Annotated in this window: 11 protein-coding genes; 4 read left to right on the top strand and 7 right to left on the bottom strand. The window is 60.3% G+C overall.

The features are described 5' to 3' along the window. Positions 1–235: 235 nt before the first annotated feature. The gene (gene fmt, locus DWV32_RS03485) at positions 236–1,156 is read left to right on the top strand and encodes a methionyl-tRNA formyltransferase (protein ID WP_117757210.1); all 921 of its coding nucleotides are present in this window, start codon (positions 236–238) and stop codon (positions 1,154–1,156) included. Next, positions 1,153–2,553: an RsmB/NOP family class I SAM-dependent RNA methyltransferase gene (locus DWV32_RS03480; RefSeq protein ID WP_117757209.1), complete on the top strand. Its 1,401-nt coding sequence runs from the start codon at positions 1,153–1,155 to the stop codon at positions 2,551–2,553. Before fmt ends, DWV32_RS03480 begins: the two co-directional genes overlap by 4 nt. 140 nt (positions 2,554–2,693) lie before the next feature. Here DWV32_RS03480 and DWV32_RS03475 read toward each other — a convergent pair whose 3' ends face one another. From DWV32_RS03475 to glgB, 7 genes are all read right to left on the bottom strand, one after another. Then, on the bottom strand, positions 2,694–2,930 hold the full coding sequence (locus DWV32_RS03475; protein ID WP_055250373.1) for an FmdB family zinc ribbon protein: 237 nt from the start codon (positions 2,928–2,930) through the stop codon (positions 2,694–2,696). Between the two features lie 88 nt (positions 2,931–3,018). Next, positions 3,019–6,315, bottom strand: coding sequence for a 4-alpha-glucanotransferase (locus DWV32_RS03470; protein ID WP_117757208.1), 3,297 nt, complete (start codon positions 6,313–6,315; stop codon positions 3,019–3,021). Between the two features lie 215 nt (positions 6,316–6,530). Then, positions 6,531–8,858: a glycogen synthase GlgA gene (gene glgA, locus DWV32_RS03465; protein WP_187361815.1), complete on the bottom strand. Its 2,328-nt coding sequence runs from the start codon at positions 8,856–8,858 to the stop codon at positions 6,531–6,533. Between the two features lie 90 nt (positions 8,859–8,948). Then, positions 8,949–10,076, bottom strand: coding sequence for a glucose-1-phosphate adenylyltransferase subunit GlgD (gene glgD / locus DWV32_RS03460; RefSeq protein ID WP_117564079.1), 1,128 nt, complete (start codon positions 10,074–10,076; stop codon positions 8,949–8,951). A 4-nt stretch (positions 10,077–10,080) separates the two neighbouring features. After that, complete coding sequence (locus DWV32_RS03455; RefSeq protein WP_006233920.1) at positions 10,081–11,229, bottom strand: glucose-1-phosphate adenylyltransferase; 1,149 nt, start codon at positions 11,227–11,229, stop codon at positions 10,081–10,083. Between the two features lie 108 nt (positions 11,230–11,337). After that, a complete protein-coding gene (locus DWV32_RS03450; protein ID WP_117757207.1) occupies positions 11,338–13,764 on the bottom strand; it encodes a glycogen/starch/alpha-glucan phosphorylase in 2,427 nt (808 codons plus the stop codon). Positions 13,765–13,858: 94 nt separating this feature from the next. Continuing rightward, positions 13,859–16,135, bottom strand: coding sequence for a 1,4-alpha-glucan branching protein GlgB (glgB, locus tag DWV32_RS03445; RefSeq protein WP_117757206.1), 2,277 nt, complete (start codon positions 16,133–16,135; stop codon positions 13,859–13,861). Positions 16,136–16,466: 331 nt separating this feature from the next. Between glgB and DWV32_RS03440 the strand changes: the two genes are divergently transcribed. Next, on the top strand, positions 16,467–17,156 hold the full coding sequence (locus DWV32_RS03440; RefSeq protein WP_117647888.1) for an HAD family phosphatase: 690 nt from the start codon (positions 16,467–16,469) through the stop codon (positions 17,154–17,156). Positions 17,157–17,165: 9 nt separating this feature from the next. Next, positions 17,166–17,816, top strand: coding sequence for a thiamine diphosphokinase (locus DWV32_RS03435; protein WP_117757205.1), 651 nt, complete (start codon positions 17,166–17,168; stop codon positions 17,814–17,816). Positions 17,817–17,857 lie beyond the last annotated feature (41 nt).

Below are 17,857 nucleotides of genomic sequence, written 5' to 3'. Positions count from 1 at the left end.
GGCGGGCGCCCCGGGGACTACGTTGACGCTGCTTGTCTCGCCCAGGTGCCGTCGGGCCAGGGATGGGCGTCTTCGCTGATAGGTGCTTTGCTGAAAGAGCTGCTTTTATTGCGGCTCTTTCTTTGGTTTTGGGTATATTTGTTCTTGTTGAATTGTTATTGCGGATGGGCTGGGTACTTGGCTTTCCGCCGTTATTTGTAGCTGTCTCGGCTTTGGTTGAGGGGAGACGTTCTTTATGCGTATTGTGTTTATGGGTACGCCTGATTTTGCTGTGCCTTCGCTTACTTCGCTTGTTGCGGCCGGTAATGAGGTTGCGCTCGTAATTTCTCGTCCCGATGCTGTTCGTGGGCGTGGTAAGAAGCTTGAGCCGTCTCCTGTTAAGGCTAAGGCGCTTGAGCTGGGGTTACCGGTTGTTGAGGCTAATCGTATGACGCCTGAGGTTGTTGAGGTGCTCCAGGCTGCCCAGGCTGATATTTTCTGTGTGGCTGCTTATGGCTGTATTTTGCCTGATGAGGTGCTGCATATGGCGCCGCTTGGTATTGTGAATGTTCATGCGTCCTTGCTGCCTCGTTGGCGTGGGGCTGCTCCTATTCAGCGTGCGATTCTCGCTGGTGATGAGGTTGCTGGCGTTTCTATCATGCGCATTGGGCACGGCGTGGATACTGGTGCTTATTGTGCTCAGGCTTCCACGTTGGTTTCCGGTAAGCATGCTGAGGCGCTGACCATGGAGCTTGGTGAGCTTGGCGGCAAACTGCTTGCCGATACGCTTCCTTCTCTTGCCGACGGCACCGCTGTGTGGACAGAACAGGATGAGGCGCTCGTTACCCATGCTGCCAAGATTTCTAAGCAGGAGATGCGTCTGGATCCGCACATGGCGGCGCTTGATTGCGTGCGTCATGTGTTTGCCTCGTCCGATACCGCGCCTGCTCGTTGCGTGATTGCCGGCAAGACCGTGCGCGTGCTCGATGCTGCGCCGGCCGAAGTGTCGCTTGTCGAGGGCGCCGTTGACGTTAAGAGCAAGCGTGTTTACCTTGGCCTTTCCGATGGCTCGGTTGAGTTGCTCGAGGTTAAGCCTGATGGCAAGCGTGCTATGGCCGCTTCTGCTTGGGCTGCTGGCCTGCAGGGTGCCGATCTTTCGTGGGGTGTTTTGTCATGAGCAAGCTGTCTCCCGCGCGCAAGCTTGCGCTCGATGTGCTGATGGAGGCCGATCGCCGCGGCATGTATGCACGCGACGTGCTGTCCTCTCGCGCATCGGCCAAGGCTATTGACCAGCGCGATTCCGCTTTTGCCGCCCGCTTGGCGCTGGGTGTTGCCGCCACGCAGGGTATTTTGGACGAGCTGCTCGACCAGTTTCTCGATAAGCCTAAAAAGGTTGCGCCGCGTGTTCGTATGGCGCTTCGTATCTCGGCCTTCGAGATGCTCTACCTGCATACGCCGGGCCGCGTTGCCGTGAGCCAGGGTGTTGAGCTGGTGCGCAGTGGTGCTAAGTCTGCTGCGGGCCTGGCAAACGCGGTGCTGCACAAGGTTGCGGACAACGTTGAGAACTTTGCCACGGCATCCGACGTGGATGAGTCCGAGCGACGCTTGGTTCGTCTGTCGCGCCTTATGGGTCTTCCGCGCTGGCTATGCGCTCGCATTATGGCGTCGTTTGACACTCCAGAGGGTGCGCTCGGCTTCGCCGGCAATCTGGCGCCCGCGCCGCTCGCTTTGCACGAGAACGCCTTTGCAACCAAACCTGATCCGTACCTATCGCAGCTTGTGGCGCCTGTGTTCCCTGGCTGTCATGCTCCGGTCGATGCTCAGGTTACGGTTGCGTCGGGCGTATTTGAGCGTGCTGCTGCCGTGGCCTCGGACCTTAACGCCCAGCTTATCGCCACAGCTGCCACGCGCCCTGGTAGCTGCCTTGAGATTGGTGCCGGCCGTGGCACCAAGACCTATGTGATGATGTGCCAGGCCAAGCGTGCGGGCTATGAGCGTCAGCATACGGCGCTCGATCTGCATGATCGCAAGTGCGATCTGAATCTTGCTCGTCTGCATAAGGCCGGTATTCAGGGCGTTCGCACGGTTTCGGGTGATGCCTGCGAGCTTAATGAGGTGCTCACATCGTTTGATGCCATGCTTGGCGAGCCGGTTAAGTTCGACACGGTCTTTATCGATGCGCCGTGCTCTGGCACCGGAACCATGCGCCGTCATCCTGAGATACCGTGGCGCCTGACCGAAAAAGATGTGACGGTTGAGCTGCCCAAACTGCAGCTTACGATGCTCAAAGAGGCTGCTGCGCGCGTGGCTGCCGGCGGCGAGCTCATCTATGCGACGTGCTCGGTTTTCGACGAGGAGAACACGCAGGTCGTGGAAGCGTTCTTGAGCTCTCCCGAGGGTGCCGGCTTTAGCGTGGCACCGCTTTCCGAGGCGCAGATTCTGCAACTCCCCGAGTTCGCCCAGGCCAAGAAGCTCGTCTCCGTACGCCAAAACGACCGAGGCCTCTTCCAAAGCGTCCCCATAAACGCCGATTCCTACGACGGTCACTTTTGCGCCCGCCTGGTCCGCAAGTAGTTACTAAGTTGCGGTGAAATAGGGATTGAATAGCGGCTTCTGCCCGCCAAACAGTCCTTATTTCACCGCAACTCATAAGGAACCTGGGCAGCTAAAGAATCAGCCCCGCGATTGGTGTTGGTCGCGGGGCTGATTGGTTTCTAGTGGCTGTGCGGGCAGTTGGCGCAGCAGCCACTCGTGGCGCTGGTGCTTGAGCCACCGCTTCGCTGGTCGGTGTTGTAGAAGCCGCTGCCTTCAAACTTGATGCCGCTGGCCGAGAACGTCTTGGATGCCGGAGCGCCGCAGCTGGGGCACACGACCTCGGGGGTCTCGGACATGGGATGCTCAACCTCAAACACATTGCCGCAGCTCGAGCACTTGTAATCGTAGCGCGCCATAATACTTCCTTTTCAGCACAAAGCGGGCAGATCTCTCTGCCCGCAAAAATTCAAACAGCTGTAACTGTACCCTATATCGAGGGTTTTATCACGCTTCGCCCCAGAATCTATGGGTGCTGCGCAGGAGCTTCGCAGCTTTGCCCTCGGCTGCCGCAACGTCGGCCTCGTCAGCCTGCCAAGTCCAGTTGCCCGTGGCCACGCCCGGTACGTTCATACGCGCGTCGTCGCCCAGCCCCAACACGTCCTGCAATGGCATCATAACGAGTGGAGCATCGCTTGCCAGGGCATTGCCCATGAGTTCACTTGCCAATGCAATACCGCTTGGTTCGTCGCCGCCCGCAAAGGAGCGCGTGCACCAGCCGGCAAGCGTCGAGGTGTCGTGCGTCGAGGTGTACAGGATCTTGCCCGGTGTGGGATGAATTCCGCAGCGAACGTCGTAGTCGCTAAACTCCAGCACATCCATGCCGGGGAAGCCGCAGGTGGAAGCCATGGCGCGAACGCCAGGCGTCAGATAACCTAGGTCCTCGGCGATAAAGATGAGCGGACCTAGCTCGTCGTAGGCGGTCTGGAACAGGTCCTTGCCCGGGCCAGCCAGCCAGCGGCCGTCGGCACAGGCCTTGCCGGCAGGGATGCTAAAGTAGCTGTGGAAGCCCAGGAAGTGGTCCAGGCGCACACGGTCGTAGAGCGCGAACGCACGGCGCAGGCGATCCATCCACCAGCTATAGCCGTTTTCCTTCATGTGATCCCAGCGGAAGGTGGGGTTTCCCCACACCTGGCCCTCGGGCGCAAAGTTGTCGGGCGGCGCGCCCGAAATCTCAATCGCCTTGCCGGTGTCGGACAGCCAGAAGTTCTCGGGTTCGCTCCACGCGTCGGCCGAATCATCCGAGACATACATGGGGATATCGCCGATGACCTCGATGCCCTTCTTGTGTGCATAGTTCATGAGCTCGCACCAGGCAAGGTCAAAGCGGTACTGCATGTACGCCTGCAGCTCGGCCTCGTCGTGGAAGCGCTTGTCATCGATCAGGTGCTCGTTGTAGCGCGCGACATCCGCCGGCCAATCGTGGCGCGACTCGCCCTCAAAGTACTTCTTAACGGCCATGTAGACGCAGTACTTCTCTAGCCAATCGGCATTGCGGTGTTTAAACGCCGTGTACAGCGGGTCGGCATCCTCGCCGCCGCGGTTCTTCCAGATGACGAAGTCGGCGGCCAGCTCCTCGTGGCTTTCGGGCAGCAGGTCGATATTGCCTGCAAAGGCCGAAGGACCGGCGTAAGGGGAGCGGAAGAAGTCCGTGGGGTTGACGGGCAGGACCTGCCAGTAGCGCATGCCCATGGCGGCCAGGTGGTCGATAAAGCGACGCGTGGGCACACCGATCGTGCCAGGCTTGCCGTCATCGGTCGGCACCGAGGTGATGTGGCACACGACGCCCGCGCCATGATCGAGCGGCTCCTGCAGGCGCTTCTCGGCATGGTGATAGATGATCGAAGAGCCCAGCGGGTACAGGTCGAGCGTGACGGTACCGTTGTGGATTTCGCATTCGTGGCCGCTGATCACGTCGCTTGCACATTCGCCGAGCGCCGGGATCGTCACGCAGTGCGAATTGCGCAGGCTGCGGTTGATGATAACCGTCGCGGCCTCGCCGTCTTTGCCCGTGCGGGTGTAGGCCAAAACGTCGTCGTTGAGCGCGAAGGCCTTGATCTCGCCATCGACCATAAAGGGCAGCGCGCGTCGGACGGCAGACGCGTTCTTAACGATAGCCAGCGTATCGAAGTCATGGAGTTGGTCCTTGGTCGGCAGGGTACGACGGTTGCCCGGATCGGTGAGGCCCTCCAGGCCGTACTCATCGCCGTAATAGATCGAGGGCACTCCTGGGAAGGTCATCTGCATGAGCGTTGCCAACCAAAAACGGCTCTTGGCCAGGCCCATCGAGTTCTCGTCCAGGCGCCATTTGCTGCGCTCGCTCTCGGGCAGCTGCGACTCGTCGGGGCCACCGCCGAGCACCGAGATAATGCGCGGGCGGTCGTGGCTCGAAAGCAGATTGAGCGCGCAGGCCAGTGCCTCGCGCGGGTAGTTCTCGCGCAGGGTCTCGATGTCCTCAGCAGCTTGATAGGCATTCTTGTAGCCCATCAAAAAGCCGATGACCATGTCGCGGAAGGGGTAGTCCATGGCAGAGTCGAGCTCAGAGCCCTGCAGGTAGCGGCGCAGATGGCCGTAGCTGATCTTGTTGGAGGCGTCTTCCCAGACCTCGCCGAGCAGCAGCGCGTCAGGTTTCTCGGCGAGCACGGCCTTTTTGATCTCGGCCAGGAAGTCATCGGAAAGCTCGTCGGCCACGTCCAGGCGCCAACCATGGGCACCGGCGCGCAGCCATTTGCGGATCACGCCGTCCTTGCCCAGGAGCCGCTCGCGCACCAGTTCGGAGCTCTCGTTGATGGCGGGCATGTTGCCCACGCCCCACCAGCAGTCATACGAACCGTCTTCATGGAAGTAAAACGCATCGCGCCACGGCGAGTCCTCGCTTTGCCAAGCACCGACGCCGGGATAATTGCCGTAGCGGTTAAAGTAGATCGAATCGTCGCCCGTGTGGTTGAAGACGCCGTCCAGGATGATGGAGATGCCCAGCTTCTCGGCTGCCTTGCACAGCTCGGTAAAGTCCTGCTCGGTGCCCAGGATCGGGTCGATCTTGGTGTAGTCGGCCGTGTCGTAGCGGTGGTTACTCGCGGCCTCAAAGATGGGGTTGAGGTAGATGGCCGTAAAGCCTAGCTCGGCAATGCGGGGCAGGTCATTTTGGATACCCTTGAGCGAGCCGCCGTAAAAATCCCAGGTCTTGATGGAGCCGTCTTCGGCACGCTCGTACTCGGGCGGTTCGTTCCAGTCCTCGACCATGCGGCGCTGGATTCCGTTGCGCGGTTTTTCAACTTCGGCAAGCGTGCGTTCGCGCCAGTTTTCGTCGCGTGCATAGCGGTCGGGGAAGATCTGGTAGACCATACCGCGCTCGTACCAAGTGGGACGGTTCTCTCGGTGCTTGTAGACGGTAATCTGGAAGGACGGAACCTCGGCGTAGTTGTAGGTCACACCCTCGCCACCGGTGCGACCCTGCGGTGCACCCAGGCGTACCACAGGCTGGCCCTCGATGTTGCAGATAAAGCTGTACCAGATAAGACAGGGCTCAGTGCACTCAAGCTCTACGGTAAATATACCGTCGCCCTCGTGCGTCATGGGATACAGAGACTCACCGATTTCATCGACCCAGGTGCGCAGGGTGAGCGTTGCCTGGTTGGGGTCGGCATCCTCCAAAATCACCGAGAGTGCAACGGAAGTTCCAGTGGTCACAGCGCCAAACGGAGTGCGAAACTGCGGTAGACGGCTGTTGTGTATCAATCTCATAGTACGGTCCAGTTCAATAGAATCATGGCCTGCGGGCCATGGGTTTTACGCCTAAGATGTAAGTATATCTGTAGTACACAGGGTGTATAAACAACATCCGTTTACCATCGGCGAACGGTTGTCCTAGAAAATCGTTTTACCACTACCTACAGAGAAGGGGCACCAGGTTGGAGCGCCCCTTGCTTAGGGTTTGATGAGGTTTTGGATCGTCTGGATTAGCGGCGCTTGCGGGTGGCCGTTGCCTTGCGGACGGAAGTCTTCTTGGTCGGAGCCTTTTTCTCGGTCGGAGCGGCAGGGGAGACCGGGGTCTCCTTGGCAGGCTCGGGCTTAGCCTCCGCCTTCGGGGCAGCCTTGGTCTTAGCCTTGACCTCGGCGGCCTTCGGTGCCGGCTCGGGCTTGGTCTCCTCTTTGACGGCGGCGGGCATAGCCTCTGCCTTAGGAGCGGCAGCCTTTGCCGTGGTCTTCTTGGCCGTCGTCGTGCGCTTGCGCGTGGTGGTCTTGGCGGTCGGCTTGGCCTCGACGGCTGCTTCGGCCTTGGGCTCGGCAGGCGTCTCCTCGACCTTGACGGCGGGCTTTGCGGCAGCCTTCGGAGCGACCTTGGTCGCAGTAGCCTTGGCGGCCGTCGACTTCGTTGCCGTGGTCTTCTTGGCAGCTGTTGCCTTCTTGGCAGTCGTGGTCGTCTTCTTGGCAGCGGTCTTTGCCGGAGCCTTGGCGGCCGGTTTGGCCTCAGCGACCTCGGCCTTTACCTCGGGAGCAGCCTCGGCCTCGGCGGCCTTCTTGGCAGCGGCGGTCGTGCGCTTGCGCGTGGTCGTTGTCTTGGCAGCCGTTGTTTTAGTCGCGGCAGCTTTGGTCGTCGTAGCCTTCTTAGTGGTCGTCTTGCGGGTCGCGGTCTTCTTAGCTACGGGCTTTACAGCAGGCTTGACCTCGACCTCTGCCTTGTGAGCAACCTCAGCCTTCACCTCAGGCTCGGCCTTTGCTGGCTCAGCCTCAACCGGCTTCTCTTCGGCCTTGGGCTCCTCAGCGGCCACCGGCTCAGCAACAGCCTCAGGCTCGTCGACAACAGCCGCCGGCCTCTCAATCTCCGGATGCATAAAGAAGTACAGATCCAGATACTTGTCGGCCGAGCGCGTCCAGCTAAAGTCCTGGCTCATGGCCTGCGTGACCAGTTGGTTCCAGGCGTCATGGTTGTCCCAGAACAGGCGTGCCGCGCGGAACACGGCGTCGCCCATCTCGTCGCCGTTAAAGTTGGTAAACGAGAAGCCCGTACCCTCGCCGGTAAACTCGTTGTACGGAATCACAGTGTCCTTCAGACCACCGGTCTCGCGCACGATGGGCAGGGTGCCGTAGCGCATGGCGATGATCTGCGACAGGCCGCAGGGCTCAAACTTCGAAGGCATCAGGAACATATCGGCGGCGGCATACATACGCTGCGACAGCGCTGGATCGAACTCGATGCGCGCGGCCATGGTGCCGGGGTACTTGTCCTGGAAGTAGCGCAGGCCGTCCTCGTAGTCGCGGTCGCCGGTGCCCAGCACGGCCACCTGCACGCCGCCGGCCAGGATGCGGTCGAGCGCGTACATGACCAGGTCCATGCCCTTCTGGCGCGTCAGGCGCGTGACCATCACCATGAGCGGGCGGTCGTCGCGAACCTCGAGCCCCAGCTCCTCCTGCAGCTTGGCCTTGCACACGGCCTTGCCGGAACGGTCGTCAACCGTGTAGTTGGCGGCAATGCGCTTGTCGGTTGACGGGTCAAAGGCCGCCACGTCAATGCCGTTGAGGATGCCCTGCAGCGCGTAGGAACGCTCGCGCAGCACGCCGTCCAAGCCCTCGCCAAACTCGGGTGTCTGGATCTCGCCCGCATAGGTGGGGCTCACCGTTGTGATGGCATCAGCATAGTGCAGCGCACCCAGCATATAGTTGATGCTGCAAGCGTCGCAACGCAGCTGCGAGGCGGCCGCCGGAATATGCGCCACACCCAGGATGTCCTCCATCACGGTGTCGCTAAACTGGCCCTGGAACGCCACGTTGTGGATCGAGAACACGGTCTTGACGCGGTCGTACAGCGGCAGGCCCTGGTAGAACTCGCGCAAGAACACGGGCGCCAGCGCCGTCTGCCAGTCGTTGCAGTGCAGGATGTCGCACTCAAAGCCGGCCGGCAGGTGCTGCAGGCTCTCGGTGATGGCCTTGGAGAAGAACGCAAAGCGCTCGCCGTCGTCAAAAAAGCCGTACGGATAGTCGCGCGCAAAGTAGCGCTCGTTGTCGATGAACATATAAGTGACGCCGTCGTGCTCGAGCTTCTCGAGCCCGCAGTACTCGTTTCGCCAGCCTAGGCTCACGTAAAAATCGGCAAAGTGCTCCATCTGTGCCTTGTACTCGTCCTTGATGGTGGCGTACTTGGGCACCATCACGATAACCTCGGCGCCGGCGCGCACAAGCGCCGCAGGCAGCGAGCCCGCCACGTCACCCAGGCCACCGGTCTTTACAAACGGTGCGCACTCGGCCGAGGCAAACACGATCTGCATCTTTTTGCTGGAATCTGCCATATTGTCTCCCATGTTGCAATTCGAGAATAGCCGCCTGGCGCGAACCGGGCGGCTATTCTACATGTTACGAGCGATGTTTCGGTGCCAACGTTAACGTACGATGGTGGTGTCGGAAGTTAACGGAGCCTTGCCCAGCACCAGGATGTTCTCGGGCGTGCCGCGAAGCTCGGTGTTGGTGGGAACCACGTTGTTCTTGTCCAGAATGGCGTTCTCAACGCGGGCGCCGCTCTTGATGATGCAGCTCTGATTGATGATCGAGTTGGTCACCGAGGCGCCTTCCTCAACCACAACGCCGCGCGACAGGATCGAGTTGCGCACGGTGCCCTTGATGATGCAGCCCGCCGAGATGATCGAGTTGCACGCGTGGCTGCCGGTCGCATAGCGCGAAGGCGGCACGTCGTGAGCCTTGGTCAGGATCGGGCGCTCGGGATCGAAGAGCTGGTCGGCCACGGTCTGGTCGAGCAGGTCCATGCTGCGGCGATACAGCGACTTCTCGCTAAACACGCCCACGACCTCGCCCTTGTACTCGTAGCTGCACACGTCGATGTTGCCAAAGTCGCCCTGAAGTGCCTCGAGCAGGTCCAGATAGTCAGCGGCCTGATAGTGATCGATGATCTCGAGCAGCGTCTCGCGGTTGACGATGCAGCAGTCCATAGAGGCGTTGTCGCCGTACACGACGCCGGCGCTCACGCCCGTCAGGCGGCCGTTCTCGTTAATCTCGAGCTTGGTCTCATCATCGACGTTGCGCGTGGCCTTGCAGTACACCACGGTCATCTGGGCACCGGAGTTCTCGTGCGCCTCGATGATGGTGTTGAGGTCCATGTTAAAGATGATGTTGGTGCCCATCATCACGACATAGGGCTTCTCCGAGCGCTGGAACAGCGTCTTGTTGGAGATGATGTCGCGCAGCAGGAAGCGCATGCCGCCCTTGGTGGTGCCATACGCGTTGCCGGGCACCATGAACAGGCCGCCCTTCTTGCGGTCCAGGCCCCAGTCCTTGCCCGAGCCCACGTGGTCGATCAGCGAGCGGTAGTTGCCCGGCATGACGACGCCGACGGTCTTAATGCCGGCATTCATCATGTTGGACAGCGGGAAGTCGATCAGGCGGTAGCGGCCCAAAAACGGAACGGACGCGATGGGGCGGTCCTTGAGCAGGACGCTGCCGTAGGACGAAGAGTAGTTAGCGGTGATATAACCGATGGCCTTGCGATTGATCATCGGATCATTCCCCCTTCCCGATAACGACGTCATTTCCAACGACGGCCGTATCCTTGGTGGTATCGACAGAGCCGAGCTTCACGCCCTCTTCGACCGTGGAGTTCTCGCCCAAAATAGCGCGGCATATGTGCGCACCGCTCTTAACGTGCGCACCCGGCAGCAGCACGGAGTCCTCGACCACGGCGCGCTCCTCGATGATGACATCGGTCGAAAGGATCGAGTGGCGAGCGGTGCCGTAGATCTTGCAGCCATTGGAGACCAGGCAGTCGTCTAGGCGGCCGTCCGGGCCAATGTAGTGCGGCGGACGCGTGGTGATGTTGGACATGATGGGGAAGTGCTTGTCGAACAGATCGAACTCGGGGTTGTTGCCCAGCAGGTCCATCGAGGTCTCGTGGAAGCTGGCGATGGTGCCGACGTCCTTCCAAAAGCCGTGGAACTCGTAGCTGTACAGGCGCTTGCCCTCGCCGAGCAGCTTGGGGATGATGTCCTTGCCAAAGTCGTGGCTCGAGCGCTGGTCCAGAGCGTCCTCCTCGAGCGCCTCGATCAGCACGTCTGCCGAGAAGATGTAGATGCCCATGGACGCGAGGTTCGAATCGGGCTTATCGGGCTTCTCGGTGAACTTGGTGATGCGGCCGTCCTCGGGATCGGTGGTCAGGATGCCAAAGCGGCTGGCCTCCTCCCACGGCACGGGCATAACGCTCACCGTGAGGTCGGCGTTGTTCTCAATGTGCGTCTTGAGCATCTTGCGGTAGTCCATGCGATACAGGTGATCGCCCGAAAGAATCAGGACGTACTTGGGGTCGTTAGCCTTGATGTAGTCGAGGTTCTGCGTAATGGCGTCGGCCGTGCCCGCATACCAGGCGCCACCGGTCTGCGTCTCGTACGGTGGCAGGATCGACACGCCGCCATCGCGGCTGTCCAGATCCCAAGCCTCGCCGGATCCCACGTAGGCATGCAGCAGGTAGGGGCGGTACTGCGTCAGAACGCCCACCGTGTCGATGCCCGAGTTGGAGCAGTTAGAGAGCGAAAAGTCGATAATGCGGAACTTGCCACCAAAGCTAACCGCCGGCTTAGCGATCTTTTGGGTGAGTGCCCCCAATCGGCTGCCCTGTCCTCCTGCGAGGAGCATCGCGATGCATTCTTTCTTACTCATCGATTTCTCCTTCTGTCATCGATGTTCCTAAACCCATTAGCGACGGGCGCGGCGCTCGGTCGCGCCCGTCGAGTAATGCCGTGCCGGCATAAGGGAGCTCGCGCGCCTTTACGCGTGCCAGATCTCGTCGCGGTACTCGCGAATGGTGCGGTCGCTCGAGAACCAGCCGGAGGAGGCAGTGTTGAGCAGGGCCTTGCGGTTCCAGGTCTCCTGGTCGCCATAGCTGCCGGTGAGCTTCTCCCACGCATCCACGTAGCTGCGGAAGTCTGCCATGACCAGGTCGGGGTCGTTGTTGTTCATGAGCTCGTTGTAGATGCTCTCGAAGTTGCCCGAAAGACCCGCAAAGGTGTTGTCCTTGAGCTCGTCCATCACGCGGCCCAGGCGGTCGCGATCGCCGTTGAGGGTATCCCACGCAAAGTAGTTGTTGGATGCCCAGAGCTGCTCGACCTCGGGAGCGGTCAGGCCAAAGATGGCCTCGTTCTCGCGGCCGGCCAGGTCGGCGATCTCGATGTTGGCGCCGTCGAGGGTGCCCAGCGTAATGGCGCCGTTCATCATGAGCTTCATGTTGGACGTGCCCGAGGCCTCCTTGCCGGCCGTGGAGATCTGTTCCGAGATCTCGGCGGCAGGGTAGATGAGCTGGGCGTTGCTCACGCGGAAGTTGGGGATAAAGCAGACCTTCATGACCTCGTTGACGCGCGGGTCGTTGTTGATGACATCGGCCACGGAGTTAATGAGGCGGATGGTCTCCTTGGCGAAGGTGTAGCTCGAGGCAGCCTTGCCGCTAAAGATGAAGGTCGTCGGCGTCACGTGGAAGTTGGGATCGGCGATGCGACGGTTGTAGATGTCCATCACCTTCATGATGTTCATGAGCTGGCGCTTGTAGGCATGGAAACGCTTAACCTGAACATCGAAGACGGTGTTGGGGTCAATGACCAGACCGGTCTCGGCCTTGACGTAAGCGGCCAGGCGCTCCTTGTTGGCGCGCTTGGAGGCACCCACGGCCTTCAGGAACTCGGTGTCGTCCTTAAACTCCTTGAGCTTCTCCAGCTCAAAGGCGTCCTTCAGCCAGCCATCGCCAATGGCCTCGGTCACGAGCTTGGCGTAGGTAGGGTTGGCCTCGGCAAAGAAGCGACGGTGCGAGATGCCGTTGGTCTTGTTGTTGAATTTCTCGGGCGTCAGGGCATAGAAGTCCTTGAGCACGATGTTCTTGATGATGTCAGAGTGGATCTTGGCCACGCCGTTGACGCTGTGGCTGCAGATCACAGACAGGTTGGCCATGCGAATCTCGCCGTCCCACAGGATGGCGGTCTGGCGCAGACGCTCCTGCCAGCCCTCCTGCGTGGTGTCGAACGACTCATGCCAACGACGGCTGATCTCGTCGATGATCTGGTACACGCGGGGGAGGAGCTTGGAGAACGTGCCGATGGGCCACTTCTCCAGAGCCTCGGGCAGGATGGTGTGGTTGGTGTAGCTCACGACCTGCGTCACGATGTTCCAAGCGTCATCCCACTCGAGCTTCTTCTCGTCGATGAGGATGCGCATGAGCTCGGGGCCGCACATGGCGGGGTGCGTGTCGTTGGTGTGGATGGCCACAAACTGCGGCAGCAGCTCCCAGTTCTCACCGTGCTCCTTCTCAAAGGTGTCGAGCAGGCTGTAGATGCCGGCCGAAACGAACAGGTACTCCTGCTTCAGGCGCAGCAGACGACCGTGCTCGCCGGCGTCGTTGGGGTAGAGGATAGCGCTGATGGCCTCGGCCTCGGCGCGCTCGGCGTCGGCCAGGGCATAGTCGCCGCGGTTGAAGGCCTCCAGATCGAAGTGCTCCTCAACCGGCTCGGCGGCCCAGACGCGCAGCTTGTTGACGGTCTCGCCGGCATAGCCCACCACGGGGATGTCATAAGGGACGGCCAGGATGTCCTGCGTGTCCACTGTGCGGTAGAACGTGCGGCCGTTCTCCTCAAAGCCCTCGACGCGGCCACCAAACTTAATGGTCACGGCCTTGTCCTGACGACGGACCTCCCAGGGATAGCCGTGCGTGAGCCACTCGTCGGTGGCCTCGACCTGGCTGCCGTTGACGATCTCCTGCTTAAACAGGCCGTAGCGGTAGCGCATGCCGTTGCCGTAGCCGGCAATGCCCTCGGCTGCCATGGAATCCAGGAAGCATGCAGCCAGACGGCCCAGGCCACCGTTGCCCAGCGCCGGATCGGGCTCCTGGTTCTCGATGACGGACAGGTCAAAGCCCATATCGTCGAACGCCTCGGCGACCATGTCGCGCACGCCAAAGTTGAGCAGGTAGTTGTCAAGCAGGCGGCCGATCAAAAACTCGATCGAGAAGTAGTACACGCGCTTTTTGCCCTCGGCGGTGGCGCGGGCGTCACTCTTGGTGGCAACGGTGCGCGCCTTCTCGGCCACGAGCTTGGCCAGGGCGTTAAAGCGGTCCAGGTCGCTGGCGGCCTCGACGCTCTTGCCACTGATGCTCATGACGGCGTCGCGATAGAGCTCGGTAAACTCCTGCTTGTTGTCGAAGATCTTATTCATACGTTCCTTTCCCCCGGGGATGTTTCTCCCGGAACGGTTATGACTTGTATCCTACGCCTCGTCGGGGCGGGTAATTACAGCTGTAACGGTTTTGTTACGCATCCTTGGCAGACGGCTTAACAGAAGCAGACTTGGCCTTGGTAGCGGCCTTTTTGGCAGCCGGTTTCTTGGCTGCGGCCTTAGCAGCGGGCTTTGCGGCAGCCTTGGCCTTGGCCTTGGTCGTCGTAGCCTTGGCCTTAGTCGGAGCCTTCTTAGCAGCCGCAGGCTTGGGCTTCACCGAAGACATGCGCTTTTTGGGCGCAGCCTTGGGCTCCTCGACCACGGGCGGCTTATAGCTGCTGGGACCGCGGCGCTTAAGCACCACACCTGCCAGGCCGGGAACCTTGATCTCGATGGAGTCCATCTGCCCGTTCCAGGGATAGGGCTCGCTCGAGCAGGTGTAGGGCTCCTTGCCGGCATAGCCGCTGCCGCCAAACTCAGGACGGTCAGAATCGAAGATGACCTCCCAGTCACCCTCGCGCGGCACGCCCACGCGGAATCTCTCGTAGCTCGCCGGGTCAAAGTTGATCAGGATCACCAGGTCGTCATCGACGTCCTCGCCCTGACGCACAAAGCTCACGATGGACTGCTTGGAGTTGTCCGCGTCGATCCAGGTAAAGCCGTCATCGGTGTAGCCGCGCTCGTACAGGGCGGGCTCGGCGGTGTACAGGTGGTTGAGCGCCTTGATAAACGCCTGATGATGACGGTGGGTCTCGTACTCCTCGGTTAGGAACCACTGGATGGACTCGTAGTAGCGCCACTCAATAAACTGGCCGATCTCGTTGCCCATAAAGTTGAGCTTGGCGCCGGGGTGCGTCATCTGGTAGAAAGCCAGCGTGCGCAGGCCGGCAAACTGGCGCCACCAGTCGCCCGGCATGCGGCCGATGAGCGAGCACTTGCCGTGGACGACCTCGTCGTGGCTCAGCGGGCAAATAAAGTTCTCGGTAAAGGCGTACATGATGGAGAACGTGAGCAGCCCGTGGTTGCCGGGGCGCCACGGAAAATCGGTCTGCATGTAGTGCAGGGTGTCGTTCATCCAGCCCATGTCCCACTTGTAGTGGAAGCCCAGGCCGCCGTCCTGAGGCGGGTAGGTCACGAGCGGCCACGCGGTGGACTCCTCGGCCATCATCATCACGTCGGGGTGGTGGGTCTCCACGGCGCAGCTGACCTGACGGATAAACGCACTGGCGTCCAGGTCCTCCTCAGTTCCGTACTTGTTGAACTTCTTTTGCCCCGGATCGTCAATGCCAAAGTTGAGATACAGCATGCTGGACACGCCGTCCATGCGAATGCCGTCAACGTGGAAGTTCTCGAGCCAATACAGCACATTGGAGACCAGGAAGGAACGGACCTCGCCACGGGCGAAGTCGAACTTGTGCGTGCCCCAGTTGGGGTGAATCTCGTGCTCAAACAGCATGTGGCCGTTAAAAGTGGCAAGGCCGTGGGAGTCGGCGCAAAACCCGCCGGGCACCCAGTCCATGATCACGCCGATGCCTGCCTCGTGGCACGCATCGATAAAGTGCATGAGCTGCTGCGGGTTGCCGTAGCGCGACGTGGCGGCGTAGTAGCCGGTCGTCTGGTAGCCCCAGGAGCCATCGAAGGGATGCTCCATGAGCGGCATGACCTCGATATGCGTGTAACCCATGTCGCGCACGTAGTCCACGAGCTCCACCGACAGGTCGTCGTAGGTGTAGAACTCGCCGCGCTGCGCGGGGAAGGGGTCCATGGGACCGGGGTAGTTGCCGAACTCGTCCGGCTCGCCCTGCGGCGCGTCGCCGTGGCGCTTCCACGAGCCAATATGCACCTCGTAGATGTTGAGCGGCTGCGACATGTGGTTGTGACCGGCGCGGCGCTTGAGCCACGCGGCGTCGTTCCACTTATAGCCGTCGAGGGTCCACAGCACGCTGGCGGTACCCGGAGGGCACTCGGCCTTAAAGGCATACGGATCGGCCTTATAGAGCTTTTCTCCCTCGTTTGTCTCGATGAGATACTTATAGAGCTGGCCCTGCTCGGCGCCAGGAATAAAGCCTTCCCAAATAGCGCTCGTATGCACGGGCACCAGCGGGTTGGCTTCCTCATTCCAATCGTTAAATTCGCCAATGACATGGACGCTCTTTACGTCGGGCGCCCAAACGCAAAAGCGCCAGCCGCGCGTACGGTTCTGCGTGTCGGGGTGCGCGCCCATCTTTTCCCAGCTGCGCTCCCACATGCCAATGCCAAACAGATAGACATCGTCCTTAGAGAGTTCCGGCGCGTGCGGGGCGGCTTTACGGGTAGCGGGCTTTTTGGTTGCTGGCTTTAGCTTTGTATCGCTCACGTTTGATCCCATCATGACGCGGCAGCGTGTTGCCTTGGTGACTAGATGCGAAAGGTCCAAGGCTGCACGAATCGAAGGGACGGCGATAGTTCTATGATTCGTTCCACCTCGCGTGCTCGGTGGAACTTTCGGCAGAAACTACGATAACACCTGTACGTTACTTTTATGAAGGAAAGTGGTTTTAGGGCGGCGTTTAATCGGTAAGCGCCATGTTTAGACCACTGGCAGAATTGCCGTGGTAAAACTCTTGACAGTTTTACCAATTAGGGTTTCAAGATTGTTAGTCTGACGTTTGGTAAAACGTTTTTAGCAGGATGTTTACCATTTGACATCGAAAGGTTCGTTTATGTCCCAGACCGCCGCCCCCAACGTTGCTTTTATTTTCGATTGCGACGGCACACTGGTTAATAGCACCCCCGTTTGGGCCTATGCCCAGCCCGAGTTATTGCACCGCTACGGAATTGACGTGACGGTCGACGATTTTGCCCAGTTTGAGCATCTTTCGCTGGAGGACGAATGCCAGGCCTACCACGACACGTGGGGTATTAGCGCAAATGGCGAGGAGCTCTATCTCGAGCTGAGTGACATTCTGATCGATGGCTACTCCAAGGTGCCGCCGCGCGAGGGGCTTCTGGCATTTTTGGAGCAGGCGAAGGCGGTGGGCATTGCCATGTGCGTCGCCACGTCCACGCCGGCCGAGCTGGTTAAGTCTGCACTTGCGGGAGCCGGGCTCGATGCCTACATGGAGTTTGTGACCACCACCGGCGAGGCAGGACGCTCCAAGCAGTTCCCCGATGTGTATGAGCTCGCGCTGCGCCGCCTGGAGGAGCGCCATAGGCACAAGTTTGAGCGCGCATGGGTGTTTGAGGACGCCGTTTTTGGCCTTAAGAGCTCTGGCGCCGCGGGCTTTAAGCGTGTAGGTATCTATGACCCGCACGGCCGCATGAAGCGCGACGACGTGCGCGCCAACTGCGATATCTTTATCGATAGTTATGAGGACCTGGATCTGGCCCGCGTGCTTTCGTTTGAGGGATAGGCGAGAGCTGTGGCTTGTAAGGTATTAGTGGTCTGTGGCTCGTCCGTGGTGGCGAGCGCGGATCTGTTGCGTAGACTAGCAGGGGAGTGCGACCACGTTGTCGCCGTGGACCGCGGGCTCGATGCGCTGCTGAGCGCGGGGCTAGGCTGCGACGTTTATGTGGGGGATGCCGACACGGTGAGCGATGCGGGTCGTGCGTTGGTCGATGCCGCCGAAGCCTTTGAGGTAGAGCGCCACGACCCGTACAAGGACTATACCGATCTGGCGTTGGCGCTCGATTCCGTCCGACGTCGCTGGCCAGGTGCCGAAGTGGTAGCAACCTGCGCCACCGGCGGCCGTCCGGATATGGCGCTTTCCGTACTGGGGCTGCTCGCTGGCTATGAGGATGCCCCGGTCTGGATTGCTGAGGACAAGGTAGTCGCCCGCATCCTACACACAGGCGAATCCTGGACCATCGAAGGCGCTGAGGGCAAGACATTCTCCATCATCGCCATTGCCCCCAACACCGAGGTAAGTGAACACGGCCTAGAGTGGGAGCTAGACCACAGCCCCCTGGGATTACTAGCTGACACTGGAATATCCAATGTAGTCAGGAGAACGGCCAAGATCCAAGTCCACACCGGCACCGCCATCGCTTACCTATATCAATTGGCTCAATAGGCATTTAAAGTCTCACCCAAAAAAGTCCTTGCACGTCGAGC

Source organism: Collinsella sp. AF04-24, assembly GCF_003465685.1.
Classification (GTDB): Bacteria; Actinomycetota; Coriobacteriia; order Coriobacteriales; family Coriobacteriaceae; genus Collinsella; species Collinsella aerofaciens_AP.
Note: the sequence above shows the minus strand (reverse complement) of the source record. Positions and strands in the feature narration are given on the sequence as shown.

What these genes read in the sequence shown, in the direction of transcription:
- glgD (WP_117564079.1), bottom strand. Translation starts at nt 10,076, where the DNA reads ATGATCAATCGCAAGGCCATCGGTTATATCACCGCTAACTACTCTTCG.
- DWV32_RS03455 (WP_006233920.1), bottom strand. Translation starts at nt 11,229, where the DNA reads ATGAGTAAGAAAGAATGCATCGCGATGCTCCTCGCAGGAGGACAGGGC.
- glgA (WP_187361815.1), bottom strand. Translation starts at nt 8,858, where the DNA reads ATGGCAGATTCCAGCAAAAAGATGCAGATCGTGTTTGCCTCGGCCGAG.
- DWV32_RS03470 (WP_117757208.1), bottom strand. Translation starts at nt 6,315, where the DNA reads ATGAGATTGATACACAACAGCCGTCTACCGCAGTTTCGCACTCCGTTT.
- DWV32_RS03440 (WP_117647888.1), top strand. Translation starts at nt 16,467, where the DNA reads ATGTCCCAGACCGCCGCCCCCAACGTTGCTTTTATTTTCGATTGCGAC.
- DWV32_RS03450 (WP_117757207.1), bottom strand. Translation starts at nt 13,764, where the DNA reads ATGAATAAGATCTTCGACAACAAGCAGGAGTTTACCGAGCTCTATCGC.
- DWV32_RS03475 (WP_055250373.1), bottom strand. Translation starts at nt 2,930, where the DNA reads ATGGCGCGCTACGATTACAAGTGCTCGAGCTGCGGCAATGTGTTTGAG.
- DWV32_RS03480 (WP_117757209.1), top strand. Translation starts at nt 1,153, where the DNA reads ATGAGCAAGCTGTCTCCCGCGCGCAAGCTTGCGCTCGATGTGCTGATG.
- glgB (WP_117757206.1), bottom strand. Translation starts at nt 16,135, where the DNA reads ATGATGGGATCAAACGTGAGCGATACAAAGCTAAAGCCAGCAACCAAA.
- fmt (WP_117757210.1), top strand. Translation starts at nt 236, where the DNA reads ATGCGTATTGTGTTTATGGGTACGCCTGATTTTGCTGTGCCTTCGCTT.